Consider the following 24,449-nt stretch of genomic DNA (forward strand, 5'->3'; position numbering starts at 1 on the left):
CACGAGTACTTACCGGGCGATCTGCTTGGCCGCGTCGACGAACTGCTGCCAGCCGGCCTCCGGGGTCTTGCCCTGCTCGACCGCCTGCAGCGCCGGGCTCGACGCGTTCTCCTGGATCTTGCCGTCGCCCGGGCCCTTGTACTGGGCGTGCTCGACCTTGCGGGCCTGCGCGGCGAACAGCTCGCCGGTCTTGGCACCGCCGAAATAGTCGCTGGTCGCGGCGAGCAGCTCCGGTGAGTCGAGCGCCTCGACCGTGCTCGGGAACACGCCCTTGGCCTTGAACGCCTTGATCTGCTGCTCCGGCGCGGTCAGCCACGCCGCGAGCGCCGCGGCCTCCTCCGGGTGGTCGCTCTGCGTGGGCACGGTGAGGTAGGAGCCGCCCCAGTTGCCGCCGCCACCGGGGAACGCGTCGGTCACCGCCCACTTGCCCGCGTGCTCCGGCCCGGCCTGCTCCTCGATGACGCCGAGCATCCAGCCGGGGCAGGTCTTGGTGGCGAACGCGGAATTCTTGAAGCCGCTGTTCCACTCGTTGCTGAACGCCACGAGCCCGGCGGACTGGCCCCGCTTCACCGCCGCGGTGACCTGGTCCCAGTTCTGCTTGATCTCGGGGTTGCTCTCCACGACGAGGGTGTCGTCCCGGTCGAAGTAGCCGACCTCGAGCTGGTTCTGCATCGCGTTGAAGATCTGCGAGGCCGAGTCGAACCACGCGGCGCCGTCGGAGTTGCGCACGAACCGGTCGCCCGCCTCGAAGTAGGCGTCCCACGTCTCGAACAGTGGCTTGACCTGCTCCGGGTCGGACGGCAGGCCGGCCGCCTCGAACAGGTCCTTGCGGTAGCACATGGCGAGCGGCCCGATGTCGGTGCCGTAGCCGATGAGCTTGCCCTCCTTGTCCTTGCCGCCCTCGAACTTCCAGTCCAGCCACCGGTCGCCCGACACGTCCGCGGGACCGATCTCGGACAGGTCGTTGAAGCGGCTGGACTTGGCGAGGACGTCGGACATGTGTCCTTCCTCGACGGCCATCACGTCGTCGAGACCGGAACCCGCGCCGAGTTTGGTGAACAGCGCCTGGTGGTAGGGCCCGCCCTGGCCGGTGGTGTGCGGGACGATCTTGATGTCCGGATTCAGGCGCTCGTACTCGGCGTAGAGTTCGTCGTACCCGAACTCGCCGAAGGTGCCGATCGTCAGTTCGATCTTGCCGTCGGCGCCCGCCCCGCCGGAGCCGCCGTCGCCGCCGCAGGCGGCGAGCAGCAGTGCCGCCGAGGCGACGACCGAGGTGATGCCGAATACGTGTCTCCGCTGGTGTCGCACGGTAACCCCTCGTTGGGTCTGTCGATGGAGAGTGACCACGAGACTGGGAGCGCTCCCAGCCGTTGCGGGAACTCTGCACCGCACCCGGTCGGGTGTCAATAGTCCGTGTCCTGCGCGTTACCTGCGGAATGCGCGACGGCGCCCGCCAGTCGATCACCAACTATTGGGAGCGCTCTCACCCTTCGAGGTCACGCTATGCTCGCGCCCATGCCGATGGCCCCCACCACCGCGAGCGCCGAGGTCCGCGAGTTCTGGCGCGAGCGGCACGTCAGCACGCTCACCACCCTCCGCCCGGACGGCAGACCCCACGTCGTGCCCGTGGGGGTGACCGTCGACGACGAGTTCGGGATCGCCCGGGTGATCTGCTCACGCGGCAGCGTCAAGGCGCGCAACGTACGGGCCGCGGGCCCGGAGGGGGCGCCCGTGGCGGTGAGCCAGGTGGACCGGCGGCGCTGGTCGACGCTGGAGGGCCGCGCGGTGGTCCGCGACGACCCGGAGTCCGTGCGGGACGCCGAGGACCGCTACGCCGAGCGCTACCGGCGCCGCCCCCGGGAGAACCCGCAGCGCGTGGTGCTCGAGATCACCCTCGAGCGCCGTCTCGGCATGCCCTGACCCCGCTCAGGTGGCCTGTCGCACCCGGCCGCCGAAGAAGACCTGGGTCTTCACGATCCGGCCGTCGCGCACCGTGAGCACCTCGGTGTTGCGGTGCCGCTCACCGGTGCGCAGCTCGTACTCGTACAGCACGAACACGTCGTCGCCGGCGGTGGGCGTGACGTGCAGCAACGTCTGCCGGCGCAGCCGCCCCGCCGTGGGGAAGCAGCGCTCGAAGAACGTGGCCCGGTCGAGGTGGTCGTCCTGCGGGCTGGTGAACACGAAATCGTCGGCGATCAGCGTCTCCGCCGAGGCCCGGTCCTGGGCCAGGTAGCTCGCGAAGCATGCCCGCACCACGTCGGCGTTCGTCATGTTGTCCGCTCCTTCCGGTCGCGGGGTTTCTCCCCAAGTCCGACCACGGCGGAGCGGCGAACTCGTCGCTCAGCCGCCGAACAGGAGCCGCCACTCCTCCAGCGAGCGCGGGCGGAACACGAAGTTGCTGCTGCGGACCTCCGACAGCGCCGCGGACGGCTCGGCCGAGTACATGTGCCCCGGGTAGACGACCGGATCGCCGGACAGCCCGGCCAGCGACTGCAGGCTCCGGTACATCGCGTCGGCGTCGCCGCCGGGGAAGTCGGTGCGGCCGCACCCCTCGAGGAACAGCGTGTCGCCCGCGACCAGCCTGCCGTCCACCAGGAAGCACTGGCTGCCGGGTGTGTGTCCCGGCGTGTGCAGCAGCCGCAGGCCGACAGCCCCCACCTGCAGCACGTCGTCGTGGTCGTGCGGCACGAGGTCGGTGTCCGACACGCCCGTCGTCCGCCGTACCCACTCCGACTCCGACCGGTTCACGTGCACCGGCACCTGCTCGCGCGCCAGCAGCTCCGCGAGGCCGGGCAGGGAGAAACCCATGAGGTCGCCACCGACGTGGTCGGGATGGTGGTGGGTGGCGAGGACGCCGGTGAGCCGCATGTCGTCGGCGGCGAGCGCGTCGAGCAGGTCGCCCACCGCGTACGCCGGGTCGACGATGACCGCCTCCCGCGTCTCCCGGTCCCCGATGAGGTAGGCGAAGTTCCGCATCTGGGTGGCGACCGGATCGCCGACGGCGAAGTCGCGCCCGGAGAGCAGTTGCCGGAAGTAGAGACGGTCGGACATGCCGCGATGGTAACCACGGAGCGCGCGGCCGCGGACCGGGACGGCGGTCGGCGCTCGGTAGCCGGGGTGCGACAATCCGTGGCTCCGGCACCCACGCGGAAGGGAGCGGCCGTTGCGGCGCATCGTCCTGCTCGTGCTGGCCGCACTGGCCGTGCTCGCCGGGGGCGTGGCGAGCCGGGCGACCGCGCCCCCGGGCGGCGCCGGGGACGAGCGCGCGCCGCGGCCGGTGGCGCACCGGGTGCACGTGTGGGTGTCCGGGCCGCCCGACACCCTCATGTGGGTCGTCCGGGGCCGGGCCCGGACCCCGGTGGAGCTGGGCGGCGAGCCGTTCGACTTCTCCTTCGCCGAACCACCGGGCAGCACCGGGTACCGTGACATCGCCGTGTCCGCCACGAGTGAGCGGCCCACCCCGGACCGGCCGCTGACCTGCCGGATCACCGTCAACGGCGAGACGGTCGCGCAGCAGGAGATCACGAACGCCCCGGGCCCGCGGCCGGCCCGGGTGGTGTGCGAGGTCCCCGCCGAGGTGTAGCGGCGCGGCTGCGGCACACTGCCCGGGTGGACGGATCGGTGGTGGTGCTCGGCGGCCGCAGCGAGATCGGCCTGGCGGTGGCGACCCGCCTGGCGCGGGAGGGACACCGGGAGTTCGTGCTGGCCGCCCGGCCCGGTGCGGACCTGACCGCCGCCGAGCGGACGCTGCGCGAGGCCGGTGCCACGACCGTGACCAGGGTGGAGTTCGACGCCGACGACCTCGGCGGCCACGGCGAGGTGCTCGGGCGGATTGTCCGCGAGGCCGCTCCGGTGGACGTGGTCGTGACCGCGTTCGGCATCCTCGGCGACCAGGCGAGGGCCGAACGGGACGCCGGGCACGCGGTGCGGATCGTGCACACCGACTACACCGCGCACGTCAGCGTGCTCACCCACCTGGCGGGCCTGCTGCGCGCGCAGGGGCACGGCAGGCTGGTGGTGTTCTCGTCGGTGGCCGGGATCCGGGTGCGCCGCGCCAACTACGTGTACGGCTCGGCGAAGGCGGGGCTCGACGGGTTCGCCAGCGGGCTCGCCGACGCGCTGCACGGCAGCGGGGTGCGGCTGCTGCTGGTGCGGCCCGGGTTCGTCGTGGGGCGGATGACCGAGGGAATGTCGCCCGCGCCGTTCGCCAGCACGCCGGGCCAGGTCGCCGACGCGACGGTCGCGGCGCTGCGCCGGGGGCGGCAGGTGGTGTGGGTGCCGCCGGTGCTGCGGTTCGTGTTCGCCGCGCTGCGCCTGCTGCCCCGCCCGCTCTGGCGCCGCCTCCCCCGCTGAGCCGGCCGGTTCCCCAATGTGGCATTGGGGAGCTTTCAGGCGGGCAGGATGCGGCCGGTCACCTCGCCGAAGCCGATGCGCTCGCCGCCGGGACCCGGCGCGGTCGCGGTGATCGTCACCTCGTCCCCGTCCTCCAGGAAGCCGCGGGTGACGCCGTCGGCCAGCGTGAGCGGCTCCCGCCCGCCCCACGTCAGCTCGAGCAGTGAGCCGAACTGGTCGCGCTCGGGACCGGACACCGTGCCGGAGGCGTACAGGTCGCCGGTGCGCGTCGACGCGCCGTTGATCGTGAGGTGGGCGAGCATCTGCGCCGCCGTCCAGTACATGGTCGCGAACGGCGGCCGGGACACGACCTCGCCGTTGAGCCGCACCTCCAGCGCGAGGTCGAGCGCCCAGTCACCGGCGTCGGCCAGGTAGGGCAGCGGCTCCGGGTCACGCGGCGGCGGGGCCACCCGCGCGTGCTCCAGCGCGTCCAGCGGCACCAGCCACGGCGAGACCGACGTGGCGAACGACTTGCCGAGGAACGGCCCGAGCGGCACGTACTCCCACGCCTGCAGGTCGCGGGCCGACCAGTCGTTGACCAGGCACACGCCGAACACGTGCTCGGCGAAGTCCTTCACCGGCACCGGGCTGCCCAGCGGCGAGCCCGTCCCGACGACGAACCCGACCTCGGCCTCGATGTCGAGCCTGCGGGACGGGCCGAACACGGGCGCGTCCGCGTCCGGCGGCTTGCGCTGCCCGCTCGGCCGCACGACCGGCGTGCCCGACGCGACCACGGTGCCGGACCGGCCGTGGTAGCCGATCGGCAGGTGCTTCCAGTTCGGCGTCAGCGGCTCGGAGTCCGGCCGGAAGATGCGGCCCACGTTGGTGGCGTGCTGTTCGCTGGCGTAGAAGTCGACGTAGTCCGCGACCTCCACGGGCAGGTGCAGGCTCACCTCGGCCAGCGGGTGCAGCGCGCCCTCCACCCTCGGCCGCTCGCGCTCGTCGGTGAGCAGCCCGGTCAGCCGCGCCCGCGTCTCGGTCCAGCGCTGCCGCCCGGTGGCCAGGAACTCGTTCAGCGAGGGCCGCGCGAACACGGGGTCGTCGAGCGCGGCGGCGAGGTCGAGCACGTGGTTCCCCACGCGGACGCCCGCGCGCGGCGGCCCGCCCCGCGGCGAGAACACCCCGTAGGGCAGGTTGGCCACGCCGAACGGCGTGTCCTCGGGAAGGTCGAGCCAGGTTTCGAGTGCCAACTGCTCCTCCGTGTCCAGTGCGGTCAGGGTTTCCGCAGCAGCCCGAGGGCCACCAGGTCGTCGACGGGTTCGCCGACGCTGCACGTGCCGAACGAGACGAACGACTCGCGCGGCCCGGGGCCGGGCAGCGCGCGGACGCGCTCGGCGACCGTCTCCGCGGACCGTTCGGCCAGCAGGGCGGCGACCTCGCCGGGTTCCGCGCCCCGCCGCGCGGCGTCGGCCGCGAGCAGCACGTTGAGGAACCCGTGCCGCTCGAACCCGGTGGCGGCTTCGGTGTGCCGCACCGCGTGGTGCAGGCCCGCGGTGCACTTGAACGGGATCCGCCTGCGCACGGCGGCGACGATCGCCCCGGCCAGCTCCCCCTCCCCGGGGTGGGCCGCGGCCGTCACCCCGCCGGTGCGGAACTTCGCCCGGTACCGGGTGCCGGCGAGCGCGTTCAGGGTGGGCTCGCGGCGCGGGCCGCGGGGCACCTCGACCCAGCCGGTCACGGCGGCGGGCAGATGCTCGTCGAGCACGCGCACCAGCTGCTCCGGCATCGTGTCGTCGGGCAGCACCACCTCGACGGCGACCGGCTCGGTGTGGTCCATCCCGGACAGCCGCACGAGGGCGGGCGGGAGCTCGGCCGGCCCGCCGGGCAGCGTCACGCTCAGCCGCAGCGGCCGCTCGTCGCCGAGTTCCGCCAGCTCGCCGAGCCGCGCCGCGGAGACGACGAACGGGCCCACGAGATCGGCGTACCAGGCCGCGTGGTGGTCATGGTGGGCCGGGACGGCCTCGGGCAGCGGCGCCTCCCCCGGCGGGAACAGCGCCGCGTCGTCGAGCAGCCCCGTGAACAGGCCGGTCACCGCGGCCCCCGGCCGGCCCACGTCCACGCGTAGCGCTCGTCCTCGGCGGCCCGGCCGCCCTCGCCCAGCTGCAGCGGCTGGAAGGTGTCCACCATGACGGCGAGCTCGTCGAAGAACTCCGCCCCGATGCTGCGCTCGTAGGCACCCGGCTGCGGGCCGTGCGAGTGGCCGCCGGGGTGCAGCGACACCGAGCCCTGGCCGATGCCGGAACCCTTGCGCGCCTCGTAGTCGCCGCCGCAGTAGAACATCACCTCGTCGGAGTCCACATTGGAGTGATAGTACGGCACCGGGATCGACAGCGGGTGGTAGTCCACCTTGCGGGGCACGAAGTTGCACACCACGAAGTTGTGCCCCTCGAACACCTGGTGCGCGGGCGGCGGCTGATGCACCCGGCCGGTGATCGGTTCGAAGTCGGCGATGTTGAACGTGTACGGGTAGAGGCAGCCGTCCCAGCCGACGACGTCGAACGGGTGCCACGGGTAGGTGTAGCGGGTGCCGGCGATCGCGCTGGGGCCGCCCGGGCCGCGGTGCTTGACGAGCACGTCGACGTCCTCGCCCTCGGCGAGCAGTGGCTCGGCGGGGCCGTGCAGGTCCCGCTCGCAGTAGGGCGAGTGCTCGAGCAGCTGGCCGAACCGCGACAGGTACCGCTTCGGCGGCGTGATGTGCGAGTTCGCCTCGATGCAGTACACCCGCAGCGGCTCGCCCCCCTTCGGCACCCAGCGGTGCGTGGTGGCCCTGGGCAGGATCACGTAGTCGCCCTGCGCGGCCTCCAGCGCGCCGAACACGGTCTCCACCCGCGCCTCGCCGGACTCGACGTAGAGGCACTCGTCGCCGACCGCGTTGCGGTAGAGCGGCGAGACCTCGCCCGCGACCACGTAGGACAGCCGGACGTCGGCGTTGCCGAGCACCAGCCGCCGCCCCGTCACCACGTCGTGCCGCTTCCACTCCTCGCCGGGGAACAGGTCGTGCAGCGTGAAGTGCCGCGGCCGCAGCGGGTGGTTGGCCTCCGTCGCGGTGTCGGGCACCTGCCACGGGACGGCGTCCACGATCGCCGAGGGGATGTGCCGGTGGTAGAGCAGCGACGAGTCGGACGAGAAACCCTCCTCCCCCATCAGCTCCTCGTAGTACAGCCCGCCCTCGGGAGTGCGGTGCTGGGTGTGCCGTTTCGGCGGTACCTCACCGACCTGCCGGTAGTACGCCATGGTCCTCCTCCTTTCCCGCCGGGAGCTCCGGCAGGCTCATCGCCTTCCGCAGTGCCGCGCTGACCGCGGCCGTCCCGCCACGCACCACCGCGGCGACATGCGCGTCGGGCCGGATCACCCACACCTCGCCCGGCGTGACGGCGAGTGTCTCGGCGAGCGTGCCGGTCCGGTCGATCGCGGCGAGGTCGAGCACGCGGACGGGAGCCGCGCACCGCCGCGCGGCCTCGGCCGCGTCCCCGCCGTCCGCGCCTGGGGTGGTGAGCAGCAGGAACCCGTCCCGCGCCAGCTCCCGGAACCTGCCGTCCCGGCCCGCCACCCGCACCGGGGCATCGGGCACCAGCGTGCCCGGCGCGGGCGGCGGCAGGCTGCCGCGCGGTGGCCTGACCGCGCGGGCCCGCTCCGGATCCGGAGTGGTCAGCGGGGAGTCGCTGTACCAGAACGGCTCGGCGAGCCGCCCGGAGTCGACCTCGGGCCACGCCGACGAGTCGGTGACCGCGCGGTCGAGGACCGCGCGCCTGCGCTCCCGGTCCTCGTCGGTACGGGGCACCAGGAACCGCATCGTGGCGCTGGTGACGTCCAGGTTCTCCCTGGCCGCGGCGTGCCGCTCGGCGTGGTAGCTGTCGAGCAGGCGCTCGGGCGCCCAGCCGTGCAGCACGAACGCCAGCTTCCAGGCGGCGTTCTCGGCGTCGGCGACGCCGGAGTTGAGGCCGCGGGCGCCGAACGGGGCGACCAGGTGGGCGCAGTCGCCCGCGAGCAGCACCCGGCCCGCCCGCAGGCGGTCGGCGACGCGGGAGTGGAACCGGTAGACCGACTTCCACACGATCTCGTAGCCGCGGTCGCCGATGATCCTGCGGATCCGCCGGTCGAGGGTGCCGTCGGCCTCCTCCTGGGCCAGGTCGTAGTCGGCGGGCACCTGCCAGTCGATGCGGAACGTCGAGCCGGGACACGGGTGGATCAGCACCTGCCTGCCGGGGTTCCACGCCGGGTCGAAGTAGAACCGGCGTTCGGTGCTCCAGCCGGGCAGGTCCGTGCGGATGTCGCAGATCAGGAACCGGTCGTCGAACGAGTGGCCCTCGAAGGACACGCCCAGCATCCGGCGCACGTCGTCGCCGCGCGCGCCCGCGCACGCCACGACGTACGACGCCCGGACGCGCTCGGTGCCGCAGGCCAGCTCGACGTGGCCGGGACCCTCGGTGATGCCGGTGACCTCGTGGCCCCAGCGGACGTCGATCAGCGGTTCGGCGGCGATGCGCTCGTCGAGGATCTCCTCGGTGCGGGCCTGCGAGAGGTTGACGAACGGCGGGAAGGCCGACCGGCCGTGGTCGGGCAGGGTGTAGGCGAACAGCTCGTGGTCGCGGTAGAAGGTGCGGGCCGTGGTCCAGGTGACGCCCTCGGCGGCGATCCGGGCGCCCGCGCCGACCGCCTCCCACACGTCGAGCACGTCCCGTTGCTGGCAGATCGCCTTCGACCCGATCGGGTCCCGCTCGGGACGCCGGTCGAGCAGGACGACGGGAACGCCCCAGCGGGCCAGCAGCAGTGCGGTGGTCTGGCCCACCGGGCCGTTGCCGACCACCGCGACCGGGTCGGCGGGCCCGGCGCCGCGCGCGGTGAATCCTGTGGATGCCGTGGATGCTGTGGTCATTCGGCGCCACCTCAGTCCTGCAGCCGGTCCCAGACCTCGCGGTCGCGTTCGGCGGTCCAGACGACGGGCCGGTCGATCCCGGAGAGCTCGTCCCACAGCCGCGAGACGTCGAAGGGCAGGCAGTGCTCGAAGATCGGCCACGAGCCGTAGGAGTCGTACAGCGCGGCGTGCGTGCGGTCGAACGCCTCCTTGAGCGTGCCGCCCCGCGCGTGCACGGCGCCGACCTCGTCGATCATCACGCGCAGGAAGTGCCGGGTCTGCTCGATGGCGGCGTTCACCTCGTCCCGGCCACGGCTCACCGCGCCGCGCCCGCCGACCAGGGCCTCGGCCCCGAAGTCCCGCACGCGGTCCAGTGTCCCGGCCACCCAGTCACGGTGGAAGGCGTCGCCCGTGTAGAGCGCGGCCTTGGCCTCGACGAGGTCGCCCGCGAACAGGATGCGGTGGCGTGGCAGCCAGCCCACGATGTCGCCCTCGGTGTGCCCGCGCCCGCAGTACTGCAGCACGAGCTCGCCACGGTCGCCGCCGAGGTCGATCGTCAGCCGGTCGGAGAACGTCAGGGTCGGCCAGGTCAGGCCGGGTACCGAGTCGGCCTGCTTGGCCAGCCGCGGCATGCGCGCGAACTCGCTCTCCCAGTCCTCCTTGCCGCGCTCGGCCACCAGGGCGCGGGTGTTCTCGTGCGCGACGATCACGTCCGCGTCGAACGCCGAGGCCCCGAGGACGCGGACGGCGTGGTAGTGCGAGAGCACGAGGTAGCGCACCGGCTTGTCGGTGTGTTCGCGCAGTGTGGCCAGCCATTCGCGCGCCGCCACCGGGGTGGCCATCGCCTCGAAGCAGACCAGGAAGTCCTCACCCTCGATGGCGCCCACGTTCGGGTCGCCGTCGGCGGTGAGCGCGTACACACCGTCGGCCAGCACCTCGAGGGTCTGCTCCTTCTCCCCCAGATCCGCCGACGACGCGAATGCCTTCCGGGCCACGGAGCACCTCCATAACAATCAAACCTTTGATTAGTTGTGGAGTGAGCGTAACCCGGATGGCTCCGGAAGGGAAGGGTTAGCCTGTGGCCATGACCGCGGAACCGGCCGGACCGGACGAGCTCGACTACCTCTCGTTCGTCGACTACGCGGTCTCCGAGGCGGGCGCCCGGCTGCCCGAGATCGACGCGGACGCCCTGCGGCTCGTGCTCACCCTGCACCGGGTGACCAGCGCGATCGTGTACGACCTGGAGTCCGCGGTGCACCGGCCGCGCGGGCTGAGCTGGCCGGGCTTCCGCGTGCTGTTCGTGCTCTGGATCGCGGGCCCGCTCGAGTCGAAGCGGGTGGCCGAGCTGTCCGGGATGAGCCGCGCCGCCGTGTCCGCGCTGGTCAACACGCTGGAGCGGGACGGGCTGGTGTCGCGCAGGCAGGCCGACCACGACCGCAGGGCGGTGCAGCTGAGCCTCACCGACACCGGCCGGGAGACCATCGTCGGCGACTACCACGCCCACAACGAGCGTGAGCAGGCCTGGGCGACCACGCTCGACCCCGCCGAGCGGGCGCAGCTCGTCGGCCTGCTGGAGAAGCTCATGGCCGGCGCCGCCACCGCGGCCGCCAAGCGCCGCTTCTGACCGCGAGTCCCCCACTCCGCCGCGCGAGTCCCCCGCTCCCGCACGCGAGTGCCGCGTTCCCGCAGCCCGGGCTGCGGCCCGCGGGCGGGGCGGCGAACCCGAACGCAGCACTCACCGGCCCGGGCGGGAACACGCGAGGCTGGGCGGGGACTCGCGGGCGGGTCCAACGGCCCTACCGGTTTCGGCACCCCCGCGCAAGGGTGGACGCGGGCTCTCCGGAAAACAGGTGCTGCGATGCTCGACCCGTTCGGTCTCGAAGTCCTCGACCGCGCGCGCTGCCTCGCGCTGCTGGCCGGGGCACGGCTGGGCCGTGTGGTGTTCACCCACCGTGGGCTGCCCGCCGTGCAGCTGGTGCGGTTCGCGCTGCGCGGGGAGAACGTCGTGTGCGAGGTCCCGCCCGGCAGCGCGCTGTTCGCCGCCGCGCACGGCACCGTGGTCGCGTTCGAGGCCGACGACTTCGCCGCCGACCTGAGCGCCGGCTGGTCGGTCACGGTGCTCGGCAGGCTGCGGGAGGCACGCGAACCCGCCCTGCTCGCCGGGCTGCCGCCGCTGTCCTGGCGGCCCGATCCCGAGGACCGCCATCTCACCGTCTCGATCGAGGTCGTGTCCGGCAGCAGACTTGCCTAGACCGGCGGCGCGCGACGGTACCCCCGCCCCCGGCCGCGGCCTTAGACTCGGGACAGTTGCCCACCCTGCGCGGAGGGGGCGTGGTGAGCGAACCCGACGCCCATCGCCTGCTGGCCGGTGTGACCGGCCTCGCCGCGGAACTCACGGTGCCCGGCATCCTGCGCCGCGTCGTGCGGACCGCGGCGGAGCTGACCGGCGCCCGCTCCGCCGCGTTCGCCGTGCTCGACAGCGAGGACGGCGAGGGCGCGACGGCCGAGGTGGTCGGTGACCCCGGTGCGCTGTACGGCGGCATCGCCGTGCCGGTGCGGGTGCACGGCGAGCTGTTCGGGCACCTGTACCTCGACGGGCCGTCCGAGGTGGACGCGCCGGCGCGGCGGCTGGCCGTCGCCGCCGGGATCGCGCTGCGCAACGCCCGCCTGTTCGAGCGGACCCGGCTGCGGGAGCGCTGGCTGGAGGCCTCGCAGGAGGTGACGGCCGCGCTGCTCGGCGGCACGGATCCCGGCCCGGCGCTGCGGCTGATCGCCCGGCGCGCGCGCACGGTGTCGCGGGCGTCGCTGGGTGCCATCGCCCGGCCGCTGCCCGGTGATCCGGCGACGCTGCGGTTCGAGGTGGTGGACACGAACGGGACGCTCCCGGACCCGCCCGCCGGGCTCACCGTCTCGGTGGAGGGCAGCGCGACCGGCCGGGCGTTCGCCACCGGGGAACCGGTCGTCGTCCGCGACTACGGCCGGCACGTGGCGGCGTACCAGGGCAGGCAGGACGTCCGGCTGCCCTCACTGGTGGAGCGGCTCGACTCGGCGGTCGCCGTGCCCCTGCTGGTCGGGACGGCGCGGCTGGGCGTGCTCGTGGTGGCGAAGGTCGACGACGACGTGCCGTTCTCCCCCGACGAGGTGCGGCTGGTTCGCGCGTTCGCCGCGCAGGCGGCCCTGGCGCTCGAGTTCGCCCGCGCCGCCGAGGACCGCGAGCGGCTGGCCGTGTTCGAGGACCGCGACCGCATCGCGCGGGATCTGCACGACCTGGTGATCCAGCGGCTGTTCGCCATCGGCCTCGGCCTGGAAGGCCTCAGCAGGCTGTCCGGCGACCAGGTCGTCGCCGACCGGGTGAGTGGTTTCGTGCACGAGCTGGACCGGACGATCCGCGACATCCGCAACAGCATCTTCTCCCTGCAGGAACCGGACGAGGTGCAGGGCGGCCTGCGTTCGGAGCTGCTCCGGCTGACGCTCGACTCCGCGGGGACGCTGGGGTTCGAGCCCAGCATCGGCTTCGAGGGGCCGCTGGACACCGCTGTCCCCGATCCGGTGCGGACGGACCTGGTGGCCACCCTGCGGGAGGCACTGTCCAATGTGGCCCGCCACTCCGGGGCGAGCACCGCGGCGGTGGAGGTCACCGTCGACCGGGAGGGCAAACGGCTGGCGCTGACCGTCACCGACGACGGCAAGGGGATCCCCGAGCGGCCCGACCGGCGCAGCGGGCTGCGCAACCTGGCCGAGCGCGCGCGGCGGTGGGGCGGGACCCTGTCGGTGCGCGGCAGGCCCGGCCAGGGCACCACGCTGGACTGGACGGCCTTCCTGCCCCGGGACCGGGAGGAGAGCGAACGGTGACGATCTCGGTCTTCCTGCTCGATGACCACGAGCTGGTGCGCACCGGCCTCCGGACCGTGCTCCAGACGGAACGTGATCTGGAGGTGGCCGGGGAGGCGGGAACGGCCGCCGACGCGCTGGCGCTGATCCCGCGGCTGCGGCCGGATGTGGCGATCCTGGACGTGCGGCTGCCCGACGGCGAGGGCGTGACGGTGTGCCGGGAGGTGCGCTCGGCCACCGAGCCGCCGCCGGCCTGCCTGATGCTCACGTCCTTCTCCGACGACGAGGCCCTGTTCGGCGCGGTCATGGCCGGCGCGGCAGGCTATCTCCTCAAGCAGGTCTCCGGCGCCGCGCTCGTGTCCGCGATACGCACGGCCGCGGCGGGCGGGTCGCTGCTCGACGGGCACCTCACCGCGTCGCTGCTGGCCCGCGTGCGGGGTGAGCGGGACGGCGCCGACGGCCGGTACCGGACACTCAGCCCGCAGGAGCGGCGCGTGCTCGATCTGGTCGCGCAGGGACGGACCAACCGGCAGATCGCCGCAGAGCTGTTCCTGGCCGAGAAGACGGTGAAGAACTACGTGTCGTCACTGCTGCACAAGCTCGGCTTCGCCCGCCGCACCGAGGCGGCCGTGTTCGCCGCGCGGCGCCACCGCTCCCGGTGACCGGCCTCAGTACCCGTCTCCGGTGCCGTCCAGCAGCTCGGCGGTCGCGCGGCGCGGGCTCCGCGGAATCCTGACGCCGTGGGGATGGCCCACCCGCATGATCAGCTGCGGGTAGCCGGCGAGCCCGAGCCGATCGATGAACCCGGCCCGCGCCTCGGCCAGGTGCAGCGGCTGCGTCTGCACGGCCGCCGCCAGGCCCATGTCCACGGCGGCGAGCCAGGTGTGCTGCATGGCGATGCCGACCCGCAGGTGGTCCGGCCGCGCGTCGCCGGCGGTGAGGAACAGCAGCACGGTCTCGCCCCGCAGGCGCTGCGCGAGCGTGACGGAGTCGGGCACCGGGGTGGTCGGCCGCACGAGCCCGGCCCACGGGAGCGAGACCCGCGGCAGCGAGCCGCCCGGGATCCCGACGCCGTGCCGGTGCGACCGCTCGTCGCGGAGGGTCCACAGGGCCAGCTCCCGCTGGTAGCCCCGGTCCTGCCGGAGCACGGTCGCGGCGTACTCCAGCAGCCCGGCGAGCGCGGCCAGCTCGTCGGGCGTGCGCAGGACCTTCACCTGCACCCCGTCCTCCGCCGCCGCGGCGACGAGGTCCTTCATGTCGTAGTCGGAGACCGGCTGGCTGGTGAACGGCTGGCGGTAGCTGCGCCGGCGGGCGATCGCGGAGTAGCGGTGCAGGTCGGTGTCGGACGGCACCCGGCCACCTCCTGCGGACAGCCGCGCGACCAGCTCGGGTCTGTCCCGCTCGGGCAGCAGCTCCAGGGTCGTGTCCCGGCCCAGCACGCGCATCCCCAGTTCGAGGTTGGCGGTCGCGGCGCCGCACGAGAGGGACCGGTCCCGGCCCAGCGGGTCGTGGAAGGGCAGGGCGGGATCGCTCCGCTCGAGCAGCAACGCCCGTCCCTCGGGCAGCTCGAGTGTCCACGGCTGGGTGTTGTGGACCGAGGGAGCACGCACCACAGCCCGTGCGAGCACGTCGGTCTCCCCGGCCGACCACTCAGGCATCGCAGTCATACCTCACACAATCCTCGCGCCACCCCCGGATTTCGCGAATCGGAAGTCATCTCGGGCAGGGACTTCCGGCCCTGGCCCAGCAACTCACGCGGGCCGGTGCGGCGGCTAGGGCACAAAGTCCCCGCGCGGCGCCGACCTCCGGATCATGCCGGCGCCGCCACCGGCGGCTACGGTGGCGAGGTGACCATCCGAGTGTTCCTGGTGGACGACCACGAGATCGTCCGCCGCGGCATCGCCGACCTGCTCGGCGAGGAGGACGACCTGGAGATCGTCGGCGAGGCCTCCACCGTGCGGGAGGCGCTGGCCCGCGTCCCCGCCGCGGCCCCCGACGTGGCGGTCCTCGACGTGCGGCTGCCCGACGGCAACGGCGTCGAGCTGTGCCGTGACCTGCTGTCCCAGGTGGAGGGACTGCACTGCCTCATGCTCACCTCGTACGCCGACGACGAGGCGCTGTTCAACGCGATCATGGCGGGCGCCTCGGGCTTCGTGCTCAAGCAGGTGCTCGGCTCCGACCTCGTCTCCGCGGTCCGCACCGTAGGCCAGGGCGGTTCCCTGCTCGATCCCCGGACCACCGCGGCGCTGATGAACCGCATCCGCAGGGAGCGGGCCCAGGCGGACCCGGTGGCGGAGCTGTCCGAGCAGGAGCGTGCCGTCTTCGAGCTGATCGGCGAGGGCCTCACCAACCGCGAGATCGCGGAGCGCCTGTTCCTGGCCGAGAAGACGGTGAAGAACTACGTGTCGCGGCTGTTGGGCAAGCTGGGCATGCAGCGGCGCACGCAGGCCGCGGTGCTCGCGACCGAACTGCGCCGCGGCGGCAACCGGACCGAGTAGCCCGGACGGTCAGCGCAGCGGCACCCGCCAGACCACCCGGGTGCCACCGCCCGGCGCCTCGCCGATCACGGCCTCGCCGCCGCACTGCTGCGCGCGCCTGCGCATGTTCTCCAGGCCGCTGCGCTTGACATCGGCCGGAATCCCGACGCCGTTGTCGGTCACCTCGACCACGAGAGCCTGCTCGTCCGCCTCGACCGAGGCCGCGATCTCGTCGCCGCCGGAGTGCCGCAGCGCGTTGCTCAGCGCCTCCCGCAGCACCGCCTCGGCGTGTTCCCCGAGGTGCGGCGGCACGAACGTGTCCACCGCGCCGGAGATGCGCATCGAGGGCGACACCGCCGTGTCCACGGTGAGGTCCGCGAGGACGTCGAGCAGCCTGCGCCGCAGGCTCGTGGACTTCTCGGCTCCCGTGGTGTGCAGGTCGAAGATCGACGTGCGGATCTCCCGGACCGTCCGGTCGAGCTGCTCGACCGCCTGCTGCACCCGCTCCCGCGCGTGCCCGTCGGGGATGCGGCGCAGCGTGCCCTGCAGGCTCATCCCGGTGGCGAACAGCCGCTGGATGACGTGGTCGTGCAGGTCCTGCGCGATCCGGTCGCGGTCGGCCAGCAGGTCCAGCAGCCGCTGGTTGCGCTGCTTGTCGGCGAACTCCAGCGCCACGGCCGCCTGATCGGCGAACGAGGACAGCATCGGCAGTTGCTCCGCGCCGAACGGCTGGGCGCCCTTCGGCCGCGCCGCGACCAGCACCCCGCCGCCGCCGGAGGAGCTGCTGAGCGGGACGGCGACGGCGGGGCCGAACCCCGCCGAGGACACGCGCGGGTCGTCGGGCAGCGCGGCGGCCAGCTCGGGCAGCAGCCGCGGCTCCCCGGTGCGCAGGGTCTCCGCGATCCCGGACTCGCTGTCGGTGCCGACGACGATGCCCACCAGTCCCGCGCCGCGCTCACCCGAGTTCACCGTGACCGAGAGCGAGCCGCCCGCCTCGTCGCCGGGCAGCAGGATGAACGCGTCGTCCGCGCGCGACAGCTCGCGCACCCGCCGCGCGATCAGCTCCAGGGTGTCGCCCGCCGACGCCCCGCCGAGCAGCTCACCGTTGATCTCGGCGGCGGCGCCGAGCCACCGCTCGCGCATCCGTGAGTGCTCGAACAGCCGCGCGTTGTCCACCGCGACCCCCGCGGCCGCGGCGAGCGCCTGCAGCACCACCTCGTCGTCGGGGGTGAACTCCGCGCCGTCCCGCTTCTCGGTGAGGTAGAGATTGCCGAAGACCTTGTCCCGCACCAGCACCGGGACGCCGAGGAAGCTGTGCATCGGCGGGTGGTTGCGGGGGAACCCCACCGAGGCGGGGTGCTCGGTGAGGTCGGCGACCCGGACCGGCTTGGGATCGTCGATGAGCAGGCCCAGCAGGCCTCTGCCCTCGGGAAGGTGACCCATCCGCGCCCGCGTCTCCTCGTCGATGCCGACGTAGACGAACTCCGCGAGACCGCTGCCGTCGTCCGAGAGCACGCCGAGAGCGCCGTACTGGGCGTCGACCAGCTCGGTGGCCGCCTGCACGATCCGCTGCAGCGTGGAGTCGAGCTCCAGCCCGGTGGCGACGGCGAGCACGGCGTCGAGCAGTCCCTGCAGCCGGTCGCGGGTCTTCATGATCTCGGTGAGCCGCTCCTGCACGCCCTGCAGCAGCTCGTCCAGCCGGAGCCCGGCGAGCGTGCTCCCACCGGGCCGCGGCTCCCCGGGATCACCGGCCGGCCTCATCTCGAGGGGCATGCCACCTCCGCTCGCCCTTCGTGCACCCCCTTATCATCGCAGGAAAGCCACGTTGTGTTCCATTCTCGCGGGCGCGACGGCGGTGTGGCCCGGGTCCTCGCCGGAGCTCAGTGGCCCAGCCGCAGCAGCAACTGCGGGCAGCCTTCCAGCCCGACGGCGCGCAGCACCCGCATCCGGTACTCGCGGAACGGGAACGGCCGGGTCTCCGGCTCCGCGGTCAGCCCGTGCGCCTTCGCGGCGAGCACGGCGTGGTGCGTCCCGGCCCCGGCGAGCAGCTGGTCCCGCCGCCCGTCCGTGCCGGTCAGGACGAGCACGCCCGGCTCGCCCGACCGCTTGCGCCCCGCGGTCACCGCACCGTCGACGGGAACCAGCCGCACCCCCGGCAGCGAGCCCGCCTGGACGATCTCGGCGACCAGCTCCGCGGGCAGCTCCGCGGGGTCGGCCGGGTGCCGGTGCCTGCGCGGGTCGAACACGGCGCGGAAGCCCCGCACGCCCACCCGCGCGGGCCTGCCGCGCACGCGAGCGGTCACGGTCGCCACGAGGTCCGGGCGCGCGGGGTCGGGGAGCAGGACGAACTCGGGCAGCCAGCCGAGCACCCGGACGGCGACGGTGATGCCCGCGACGGCGGCGCCGCAGGCGAGGACGCGGTCGCGGCCCGCGCCGTCGTGGTGCCAGCTCGGCGCGGCGAACCGCTCGGACAGCTCGATCCGCTCACCCCGGATCTCCAGCGTCCACGGGTCACCGACCCCGCAGCGCGGTGACCGCAGCGCCGCCCTGGCGACGACGCACCGCTCGGGCTCGGACCACCGGTGCGCGACCGGCAGCCGAGGGGGCACGCTGACGGAGCTAGCGGACATCGGACCGCTCCCCCCGCTCCACCCGCGTCACCGACGCCACGGCCCGGCGCGGTGTCGGCGCACCGGGGTGGCCGTAGCCCAGCCGCAGCACGGTCTGCGGATGATCCCGGCCACCCAGCCGGTCGCGCAGCCGGGCTCGCGCGGAGCCCACCTCGACCGGCTGGGACAGGAACGAGGCGTTGAGCCCGTCGGCGGTGGCGGTGAGCAGCACGCGCTGCATGGCCTGCCCGGCGCGGACACGGTCCAGCCGCGTGTCGCCCGCGGTGGTGAGCACGGCCACCAGCGGCTCCCGCTCGAACTCCCGTTCCGTGCCGGACCGCGGACCGCCGTAGTCGCGCAGCGCCAGCAGCCCGCCATCGAGCGCGCGCGGCCCGCCCGCGGAGCGCGGCACCCCGTCGGGCCGGTCGTCCCCGGGGGTCCAGGCCCGCAGCTCGGCCTGGAACGCGGGGTCCTCGGCCTGCGCCAGGTCCGCCCGCCGCAGCAATGCGGTCAGGGCGTCGAGCTGCGCGGAATCCACCAGCACGAGCCGGGCCCCCTCCTCGGCGGCGGCCGCGACCAGGGCGTCCCTGACCCTGCCGGGCACCGGCCGGTCGAGGAACGGCCTGCGGTGGGTGTGCCTGCGCCCGATCGCCGACGCGAGCCGGAGCTCGTGCGGGGAAGGGGTGCGGTGGCCACCGAGCCGGACCGTGGCCAGCAGCGCGGGCCGGGCGTGGTCGGGTACGAGGTCCACGACGTGCGCGCGCTCGTGGGCGGCGAGCGCGAGCCGCAGGTTGAGCAGCGCGGCTCCGCAGGCCAGCGTGGCCTCGCGGGCGTCGGGGTCGCAGACACCGAGCACGCGGCTCTCGTCGAGCCACAGCTCGATGCGGTCCGGCCCGGTCCGGAACCGCCACGGCTGGGTGTTGTGCGGGGAGGGGGCGCGGATCGCGGCGCGCAGCGCGGCGTCGACGACGCCGGGGATCGGGGCTGGGTGTCCGGTCATGCTCGTGCTCCCGTGTGTTCGCCCCGCAGCACACCCTCGGCCTGCCGGGCCAGTTCCAGGTCCTCGGCGCAGCGCACGACGGCCACGGCGACGGCCGCCCCGCCGGGGCTGACCAGCCGGTCGCCTGCCGCCACGTTGCGCTGCGCGTCCAGCCGCAGCCCGAAGTGGGCCCCCGCGAACAGCTCCGCCCGCACCGCGGCGTGGTGCTCGGCCACTCCCCCGGTCACCTCGAACACGGCGTCGAGCCGGTGGGAGGCGTGCTCGTCCAGGGCGTACCGGCCGGGCACGCGGGTGGACTCGTCGGTGCGCGTGCCGGGGGTGGGCACGGGCACCGCGTGGCCGCGCACGTCGGGCAGGCGGAGGTCGCGCTGCGCGTGCCCGTGGGCGGCGGGCTTGGCGCTCCTCCGCGCCTCGCCGTGGGGATGCCAGTCCCGGATGACGGCGGCGGGCGCGCCGTCGGTGCCGAACAGCTCGGCGGGGCGGTACGAGCGCGGCCACTCCTCGAGCCGCAGCAGCCGCTGCGGGTCCTGGCGCACGCCGGGATTCGGCACCCGGTGGGAGCGCCAGGTGCCCTCGACCGGCCTGCCGTCCACTGTGGCCGGACCGGTCCAGCCCTTGGGGGTGCGCAGGACGATCCTCGGGCGTCGCAGGTCGGCGATGCGGTCGAAGCAGTCGTCGAGGGCGGCGGCGTAGGCCTGGTGCACGGCGGCCGGGTCGTCCCCCTCGACCTCGACGGGTTCCCAGTCGTGCCCGCGCGGCAGCGCGGTGAGGTCCGCGCGGGGCAGCCGGGACAGCACGGTGCGGTGACCGTGTCCCGGTCCGGCGACGAACAGCACGTTCGCGCCGGTACGCAGGATGACCCGGTTGAGGTGGGCGTAGGTGAGCGTGATGCCGGGCACCGTGCCCCCGTGGCCGAGCAGCCTCGGTTTGACGTGCTCGGGCGCCAGCGATTCGCGCAGCAGGGAGTTGTCGAGCAGGTAGATCTGACCGGCCGACAGGTAGTTCGCCGCCCGCCACCACGCGTCCACCCGCTCCGGCTCGACGGTCGGCGCGGGGTGCGCGGACGGGAACGGCGGGCGGTGGGCGGCAGGGCTGTCCAGGGTCATGCCCCCAGGCTCCTGCACACGGCGCCGGTCCGTACAGGAGCGCTCGTCCCCCGCGCGCAGGGCCTTTCGTCCCTGCGCGCCGGGCCGTGCCCGCGCGGACGCCGACCGACGAGATCAGCCCCGCAGCCCTGGGGGCGGCCAGGGGACACGCGGACGACCGGACGCAGCAGACACCAAAGCTCAACGAGCTTCCCGGACAAGGAGTGGGGCCATGGCCGACGACAACGGCACGCGACCGGAGCGCACCTTCGTCGTGGGGGCCACGCTGCCCGTGCTCGACGAGCGAAACAGGCTGGTCGGCCTGGTCACCGAGGCCGACCTGGCCGCGTCGTACTTCTCCTCGCCCGCGCGACGGCCCACGACTCCCGGGGACGGGGCCATGATGCGGGGGACGCGGACCGTCGCCGATCTCATGCACACGTCCGTCACGACGGTCACCTCGGACAGCTCGATCCCCGACGCCGCCGCCGTCATGCTCGGCGCGCGGCAACGCTGTGTACCGGTGGTGGACGGCGGCCTGGTCGTGGGCATCGTCAGCTGGCGCGACCTGGTCACGCTGCTGACCAGCCGCTGAACCCCGAGGTCGCTCAGCCCTGTCCTGAGTGGACGGTGGCGCGCACGACACCGGGCACGGACTCGGCCAGCACGGTGGCCACGTGCCGGTCGGTGGGGTCGTCGCGCTGGTCCACGATGTTCGCGACACCGTCGCGCACGACCACGTCCCAGCGGCCGGCCCCGCCGTAGATCTCCAGCTGGTGCCGGACGTCCCTGGCGATCTCCCGGTCGTCCCGGGACAGGGCACGCACGATGTCGCCACGCGTGACGATCCCCGCGAGGCGCCCGCGGTCCACGACGGGCATGGCGCGAAAGCCCGCGTCGAGCAGCGCGGCGACCACCTCGGCGACGTCGTCCCCGGCGCTCGCGGACACCGCGGGGGCGGACATCACCGCCCCGACCGTGAGCCGGGGCGGCGGCCGCTCCCCCGGTTCCGCGCGCGCACCGGCCCGGAACCGCGCGTCCCTGGGCACCCGGCCGCGCACGAGGTCGGCCTCGGTGACGATGCCGACCAGCCGCTCGTCCTCGTCGACCACGGGCAGGGCGGTGAACCCGTGCCGGATCAGCAGTTCGGCGGCGTGTTTGGCGGTCGTGCCAGGGGTGACCGTGACCACCGGGGCGGTCATGACCTCACGGGCGCGCATGCGTCGTGTCTTCGGTGACGCCCAGCGTTTCGGGGCGGACGACGAGCACCGGGCACGCGGCGTGGGTCACCAGCGCGCGGCTGGTGGATCCGAGCAGCATCCCGGTGAACCCGCCCCGGCCGCGGGAGCCGACCACGACGAGCTGGGCACGTTCGGCGTAGTCGAGCAGGGTGCGGACGGGCCGGCCGCGGGTGACCACCCGTTCCACGGGCACGTCGGGGTATTTCTCCTGCCAGCCGGCCAGCTGCTCGGCGAGGGTCAGCCGTTCCTCCTCGTCGACCCGCGCCGGGTCGGCGGCGAGCGGGTACGCCTGCAGGGTGGTGTCGAAGGCGGCGTCGCTCCAGGTGTGCACCGCGATCAGCGGCGCCCCGCGGAGGGAGGCCTCCTCGTAGGCGAGCTCCACGGCGGCGGAGCTGGCCTCGGAGCCGTCGACGCCGACCACGACGGGCCCGTCCTGCGGTGGCGGGTCGTCGAGGCGCTGCGCCCTGACGACCGCGACCGGGCAGTGCCCGTGCGCGGCCAGCGCGACGGCGACCGAGCCGACCAGCATGCCGGTGAACCCGCCCAGGCCGCGGGAGCCGAGCACGATCAGGTGCGCCTCCCGCGACTCGTGCAGCAGTGCGGGTACGGCCTCCGCCTCGACGAGCTCGGTTTCGACGCGGGCGCGGGGCTCCGCGCGTTCGGCGGCCTCCTTGGCCTCGCGCAGCCAGTCGCGGCCCTGGGTGCGCAGTCCCTCGCGCAGTTCCTGCACGGACACCAGGAAGCCGGGGTAGCCGCGCGTGGGCACGACATAGGCGTGCACGAGCCGGAGCACCTCGTTTCTCCTGCCCGCTTCCGCCGCGGCCCAGGCCGCGGCGTGTACCCCGGAGGCGGACCCGTCCACGCCCGCAACGATCGTGCCCATCACATTCTCCTTTTCCGGCCACCGTGTCATCGCTGGTTCGAGCTTCCCCGGTGGGACGGCGGCGGGGCGAGAGCCGACCGGCCCCGCGCCGTGGGTCCTTCGTCCCGCAACGTTCCCGGCACCGGCTCCGGTGAAACGCGCGCTCAGCCGGCGCCGGGGCGGACGATCAGCAGTGGGCAGGGCGCCGAGTGCACGAGCGCGTTGCTGGTGGAGCCGAGGAGGAGTCCGCTGAAGCCGCCCCGCCCGCGGCTGCCGACCACGAGCAGCTGCGCGTGCTCGGCCTCGTGGAGCAGGCTGCGCACGGGGCGGTCCCTGGTCACGATGCGGTCGACCGGCACGTCCGGGTAGCGCTCGCGCCAGCCGGCGAGGCGTTCGGCGAGGACCACCTGCTCGGCCGTCTCGATCTCGGCCCAGGGCAGCTCTCCCGGGGAGAATCCGGCGGAGGCGGACAACGCCGCGTCGCTCCATGCGTGCACGGCGACGAGCCGGGTGCGGCGCAGCGCGGCCTCCTCGAAGGCGGCGCCGAGCGCGGCGGCGCTGAGCGGAGAGCCGTCCACACCGACGACGACCGGGCCCTCGCGCGGCGGCTCGGCGCCGGGCGTACGGCCGCGGACGACCGTGACCGGGCAGGGAGCGTGCGCGACGAGGGCCACGGCCACGGAACCGACGAACGTGCCGGTGAGCTCACCGAGCCCGCGGGTGCCGAGCACGAGCAGGCGGGCTTCGCGCGCCCGCTCCCGCAGGACCGGGATCGGCCCGCCGATGTGGAACTCGGTCCGGATCTCCAGCGTGGCCGTCTCTCCCCCGGCCTGCTTCGCGGTCTCGGCGGCCTCGGCGAGACGGCGGCGGCCCTCGGTTTCCAGGTCGACGAAGAACCGGTCGGGGATGCCCACACCCGCTCCGTAGGGTGCCGGGCCGGGCAGCGTGGCCACCAGCAGCAGCGGCGCGTGCCTGCGGGCGGCGGCGAGGGCGGCCCACGCGGTGGCGCGCAGTGCCGAGTCCGAGCCGTCCACTCCCACCAGGATCGGGGCGTTGCCGGTCGTGGTCATGTCGTCCTCCTGTCGTCGTCCCGCCCTCCATGCTCGGCCGGGCGGTGCCCCGGGACGTGGGCCGAAAGGCCTTGCGGGCCGGTACCTCCAGCCCTTTTCGTCCAGTGTGGCGCGGCCGGAGGGTGGGGGCGACGGCAAGACCCGGCGAGGGGCGATCCCCTGAGGCGCGGACTTCCCGACGACGACACCGTGCACACAGCGCTGGCGCTGGCGATAAGGGCCCCGTCGGTGCACAACTCCCAGCCGTGGCGGTGGCGGGTCGGCGACCGGACCGCGCACCTGGACGCGGAGCAGAGCCTGCGCCTGCCGAGCACCGACCCGGACGGCCGTGACCTGCTGCTCAGCTGCGGAGCGGCCCTGCATCACCTGCGGATCGGGTTCGCCGCACTCGGCTGGCGGGCCACCGTGCACCGGCTGCCCAACCCGGCCGAGCCGGACCACCTGGCGGCCGTGGAGCTGGTGCGGCACGAGCCGACGATCGGCGAGATCGCCCTCGCCGCCGCGATCCCGCGCCGGCGCACCGACCGGCGGCGGTACAGCTCGTGACAGGTGCCTCGCTCGCGGCTCGCCGCGCCGGTCCGGCGAGAGACGAGCCCGGCCGCGAGTTCAGCGACCGGTGCCGGAAAGCTGCCGCGGGACTTTCGTTCGGTCGCGGTTGGGGTGGCGCGCGCATCCGGGTCGTCGGCGAGAGCTGTGCCCAGGCGGGCGGGTCCGCACCCGGTCCCGCGAGTGCCGCGGACCGGCGGAGAGCGCGGTGATTCCAGTGGGCGAGTGCCGCCTCGCTGGCGGCGGGAGCTGTGCTCGGGCAGGCAGGTGCCGTGGACTGAGCGAGTGCCGTGTTTGGCTGCGGGAATGCCGCGTGGCGATTCCGCGCCATGCACTGTGTCCGCGACCTGCGCACGTGTGCCTGCGTCGTGCGATGCGGACACGCGTGCACAGATCGCGGACACGGGTGCGCCGCCGGCGATCACGATGGTCACGTTGCCACGGGATCACGCGGTCGGCGTCCCCCGCGAGGGGAGAGTGG

General features: G+C 74.2%; 24 protein-coding genes and 2 pseudogenes. 10 read left to right on the top strand and 16 right to left on the bottom strand.

The features are described 5' to 3' along the window. Nucleotides 1-9: 9 nt before the first annotated feature. Nucleotides 10-1,278 (bottom strand): ABC transporter substrate-binding protein, encoded by a 1,269-nt coding sequence (locus B0I33_RS23960; protein ID WP_106181174.1) that lies wholly within the window; start codon nucleotides 1,276-1,278, stop codon nucleotides 10-12. 237 nt (nucleotides 1,279-1,515) lie between these two features. Here B0I33_RS23960 and B0I33_RS23965 point away from each other — a divergent pair, with 237 nt between their 5' ends. After that, nucleotides 1,516-1,920, top strand: coding sequence for a pyridoxamine 5'-phosphate oxidase family protein (locus B0I33_RS23965; protein WP_425440514.1), 405 nt, complete (start codon nucleotides 1,516-1,518; stop codon nucleotides 1,918-1,920). Nucleotides 1,921-1,926: 6 nt separating this feature from the next. Here the strand turns inward: B0I33_RS23965 and B0I33_RS23970 are convergent, their stop codons facing one another. Both B0I33_RS23970 and B0I33_RS23975 read right to left on the bottom strand, forming a co-directional pair. Further along, nucleotides 1,927-2,271, bottom strand: a complete 345-nt coding sequence (locus B0I33_RS23970; protein WP_106181108.1) for a nuclear transport factor 2 family protein — start codon at nucleotides 2,269-2,271, stop codon at nucleotides 1,927-1,929. Between the two features lie 69 nt (nucleotides 2,272-2,340). Further along, complete coding sequence (locus B0I33_RS23975; RefSeq protein ID WP_106181109.1) at nucleotides 2,341-3,051, bottom strand: MBL fold metallo-hydrolase; 711 nt, start codon at nucleotides 3,049-3,051, stop codon at nucleotides 2,341-2,343. A gap of 112 nt (nucleotides 3,052-3,163) precedes the next feature. Here B0I33_RS23975 and B0I33_RS23980 point away from each other — a divergent pair, with 112 nt between their 5' ends. After that, entirely contained in the window at nucleotides 3,164-3,583 is a 420-nt protein-coding gene (locus B0I33_RS23980; RefSeq protein WP_106181110.1) for a hypothetical protein, read from the top strand. Between the two features lie 26 nt (nucleotides 3,584-3,609). Further along, the gene (gene dprE2, locus B0I33_RS23985) at nucleotides 3,610-4,353 is read left to right on the top strand and encodes a decaprenylphospho-beta-D-erythro-pentofuranosid-2-ulose 2-reductase (RefSeq protein ID WP_106181111.1); all 744 of its coding nucleotides are present in this window, start codon (nucleotides 3,610-3,612) and stop codon (nucleotides 4,351-4,353) included. A 35-nt stretch (nucleotides 4,354-4,388) separates the two neighbouring features. On the opposite strand, the gene fahA is transcribed toward dprE2, so the two are convergent. The 5 genes from fahA to B0I33_RS24010 are packed head-to-tail and all read right to left on the bottom strand — an operon-like array spanning nucleotide 4,389 to nucleotide 10,242. Continuing rightward, entirely contained in the window at nucleotides 4,389-5,582 is a 1,194-nt protein-coding gene (gene fahA / locus B0I33_RS23990; RefSeq protein WP_106181112.1) for a fumarylacetoacetase, read from the bottom strand. 23 nt (nucleotides 5,583-5,605) lie between these two features. Further along, nucleotides 5,606-6,451 (bottom strand): hypothetical protein, encoded by an 846-nt coding sequence (locus B0I33_RS23995; RefSeq protein ID WP_106181113.1) that lies wholly within the window; start codon nucleotides 6,449-6,451, stop codon nucleotides 5,606-5,608. Then, a complete protein-coding gene (locus B0I33_RS24000; protein WP_106181114.1) occupies nucleotides 6,421-7,626 on the bottom strand; it encodes a homogentisate 1,2-dioxygenase in 1,206 nt (401 codons plus the stop codon). Before B0I33_RS24000 ends, B0I33_RS23995 begins: the two co-directional genes overlap by 31 nt. Beyond that, nucleotides 7,601-9,268 carry an FAD-dependent monooxygenase gene (locus B0I33_RS24005; RefSeq protein WP_106181115.1) on the bottom strand — a complete coding sequence of 556 codons (1,668 nt, stop codon included), beginning with the start codon at nucleotides 9,266-9,268 and terminating at the stop codon, nucleotides 7,601-7,603. The genes B0I33_RS24000 and B0I33_RS24005 overlap by 26 nt, the downstream gene beginning before the upstream one ends. A gap of 11 nt (nucleotides 9,269-9,279) precedes the next feature. After that, entirely contained in the window at nucleotides 9,280-10,242 is a 963-nt protein-coding gene (locus B0I33_RS24010) for an MBL fold metallo-hydrolase (RefSeq protein WP_106181116.1), read from the bottom strand. 89 nt (nucleotides 10,243-10,331) lie between these two features. On the opposite strand from B0I33_RS24010, the gene B0I33_RS24015 reads away from it, so the two are divergent. The 4 genes from B0I33_RS24015 to B0I33_RS24030 all read left to right on the top strand — a co-directional run bounded on the left by B0I33_RS24015 (nucleotide 10,332) and on the right by B0I33_RS24030 (nucleotide 13,740). After that, on the top strand, nucleotides 10,332-10,871 hold the full coding sequence (locus tag B0I33_RS24015) for a MarR family winged helix-turn-helix transcriptional regulator (RefSeq protein ID WP_106181117.1): 540 nt from the start codon (nucleotides 10,332-10,334) through the stop codon (nucleotides 10,869-10,871). A 234-nt stretch (nucleotides 10,872-11,105) separates the two neighbouring features. Continuing rightward, nucleotides 11,106-11,498 carry a pyridoxamine 5'-phosphate oxidase family protein gene (locus B0I33_RS24020; RefSeq protein WP_106181118.1) on the top strand — a complete coding sequence of 131 codons (393 nt, stop codon included), beginning with the start codon at nucleotides 11,106-11,108 and terminating at the stop codon, nucleotides 11,496-11,498. 83 nt (nucleotides 11,499-11,581) lie between these two features. Next, nucleotides 11,582-13,099: a GAF domain-containing sensor histidine kinase gene (locus tag B0I33_RS24025; protein WP_245900980.1), complete on the top strand. Its 1,518-nt coding sequence runs from the start codon at nucleotides 11,582-11,584 to the stop codon at nucleotides 13,097-13,099. Then, entirely contained in the window at nucleotides 13,096-13,740 is a 645-nt protein-coding gene (locus B0I33_RS24030; protein ID WP_106181119.1) for a response regulator, read from the top strand. The genes B0I33_RS24025 and B0I33_RS24030 overlap by 4 nt, the downstream gene beginning before the upstream one ends. A gap of 6 nt (nucleotides 13,741-13,746) precedes the next feature. Here B0I33_RS24030 and B0I33_RS24035 read toward each other — a convergent pair whose 3' ends face one another. Beyond that, nucleotides 13,747-14,745 (bottom strand): Acg family FMN-binding oxidoreductase, encoded by a 999-nt coding sequence (locus B0I33_RS24035; RefSeq protein ID WP_245900982.1) that lies wholly within the window; start codon nucleotides 14,743-14,745, stop codon nucleotides 13,747-13,749. Nucleotides 14,746-14,925: 180 nt separating this feature from the next. Between B0I33_RS24035 and B0I33_RS24040 the strand changes: the two genes are divergently transcribed. After that, nucleotides 14,926-15,576, top strand: a complete 651-nt coding sequence (locus B0I33_RS24040) for a response regulator (RefSeq protein ID WP_106181121.1) — start codon at nucleotides 14,926-14,928, stop codon at nucleotides 15,574-15,576. A gap of 9 nt (nucleotides 15,577-15,585) precedes the next feature. Here B0I33_RS24040 and B0I33_RS24045 read toward each other — a convergent pair whose 3' ends face one another. The 4 genes and pseudogenes from B0I33_RS24045 to B0I33_RS24060 all read right to left on the bottom strand — a co-directional run. Continuing rightward, nucleotides 15,586-17,328, bottom strand: a complete 1,743-nt coding sequence (locus tag B0I33_RS24045) for a sensor histidine kinase (RefSeq protein ID WP_106181122.1) — start codon at nucleotides 17,326-17,328, stop codon at nucleotides 15,586-15,588. Between the two features lie 107 nt (nucleotides 17,329-17,435). Beyond that, nucleotides 17,436-18,185, bottom strand: coding sequence for a nitroreductase family protein (locus tag B0I33_RS24050; RefSeq protein ID WP_106181123.1), 750 nt, complete (start codon nucleotides 18,183-18,185; stop codon nucleotides 17,436-17,438). After that, nucleotides 18,175-19,164: an Acg family FMN-binding oxidoreductase gene (locus B0I33_RS24055; RefSeq protein ID WP_106181124.1), complete on the bottom strand. Its 990-nt coding sequence runs from the start codon at nucleotides 19,162-19,164 to the stop codon at nucleotides 18,175-18,177. The genes B0I33_RS24050 and B0I33_RS24055 overlap by 11 nt, the downstream gene beginning before the upstream one ends. Before the next feature lie 311 nt (nucleotides 19,165-19,475). Further along, nucleotides 19,476-20,270 (bottom strand): annotated as a pseudogene (locus B0I33_RS24060) (phosphoketolase family protein); the annotation flags it as partial. Between the two features lie 211 nt (nucleotides 20,271-20,481). On the opposite strand from B0I33_RS24060, the gene B0I33_RS30065 reads away from it, so the two are divergent. Further along, a complete protein-coding gene (locus B0I33_RS30065; protein ID WP_181193428.1) occupies nucleotides 20,482-20,844 on the top strand; it encodes a CBS domain-containing protein in 363 nt (120 codons plus the stop codon). A gap of 13 nt (nucleotides 20,845-20,857) precedes the next feature. On the opposite strand, the gene B0I33_RS24070 is transcribed toward B0I33_RS30065, so the two are convergent. From B0I33_RS24070 to B0I33_RS24080, 3 genes are all read right to left on the bottom strand, one after another. Further along, nucleotides 20,858-21,469, bottom strand: a complete 612-nt coding sequence (locus tag B0I33_RS24070) for a CBS domain-containing protein (protein WP_106181127.1) — start codon at nucleotides 21,467-21,469, stop codon at nucleotides 20,858-20,860. Further along, entirely contained in the window at nucleotides 21,456-22,373 is a 918-nt protein-coding gene (locus B0I33_RS24075) for a universal stress protein (RefSeq protein ID WP_106181128.1), read from the bottom strand. The genes B0I33_RS24070 and B0I33_RS24075 overlap by 14 nt, the downstream gene beginning before the upstream one ends. 143 nt (nucleotides 22,374-22,516) lie before the next feature. Further along, nucleotides 22,517-23,422, bottom strand: a complete 906-nt coding sequence (locus B0I33_RS24080; RefSeq protein ID WP_106181129.1) for a universal stress protein — start codon at nucleotides 23,420-23,422, stop codon at nucleotides 22,517-22,519. A gap of 159 nt (nucleotides 23,423-23,581) precedes the next feature. Between B0I33_RS24080 and B0I33_RS24085 the strand changes: the two are divergent. Next, nucleotides 23,582-23,965, top strand: a pseudogene (locus B0I33_RS24085) (Acg family FMN-binding oxidoreductase); the annotation flags it as partial. Nucleotides 23,966-24,449: the final 484 nt, after the last annotated feature.

This window comes from Prauserella shujinwangii, from assembly GCF_003001955.1.
Taxonomy (GTDB): Bacteria; Actinomycetota; Actinomycetes; order Mycobacteriales; family Pseudonocardiaceae; genus Qaidamihabitans; species Qaidamihabitans shujinwangii.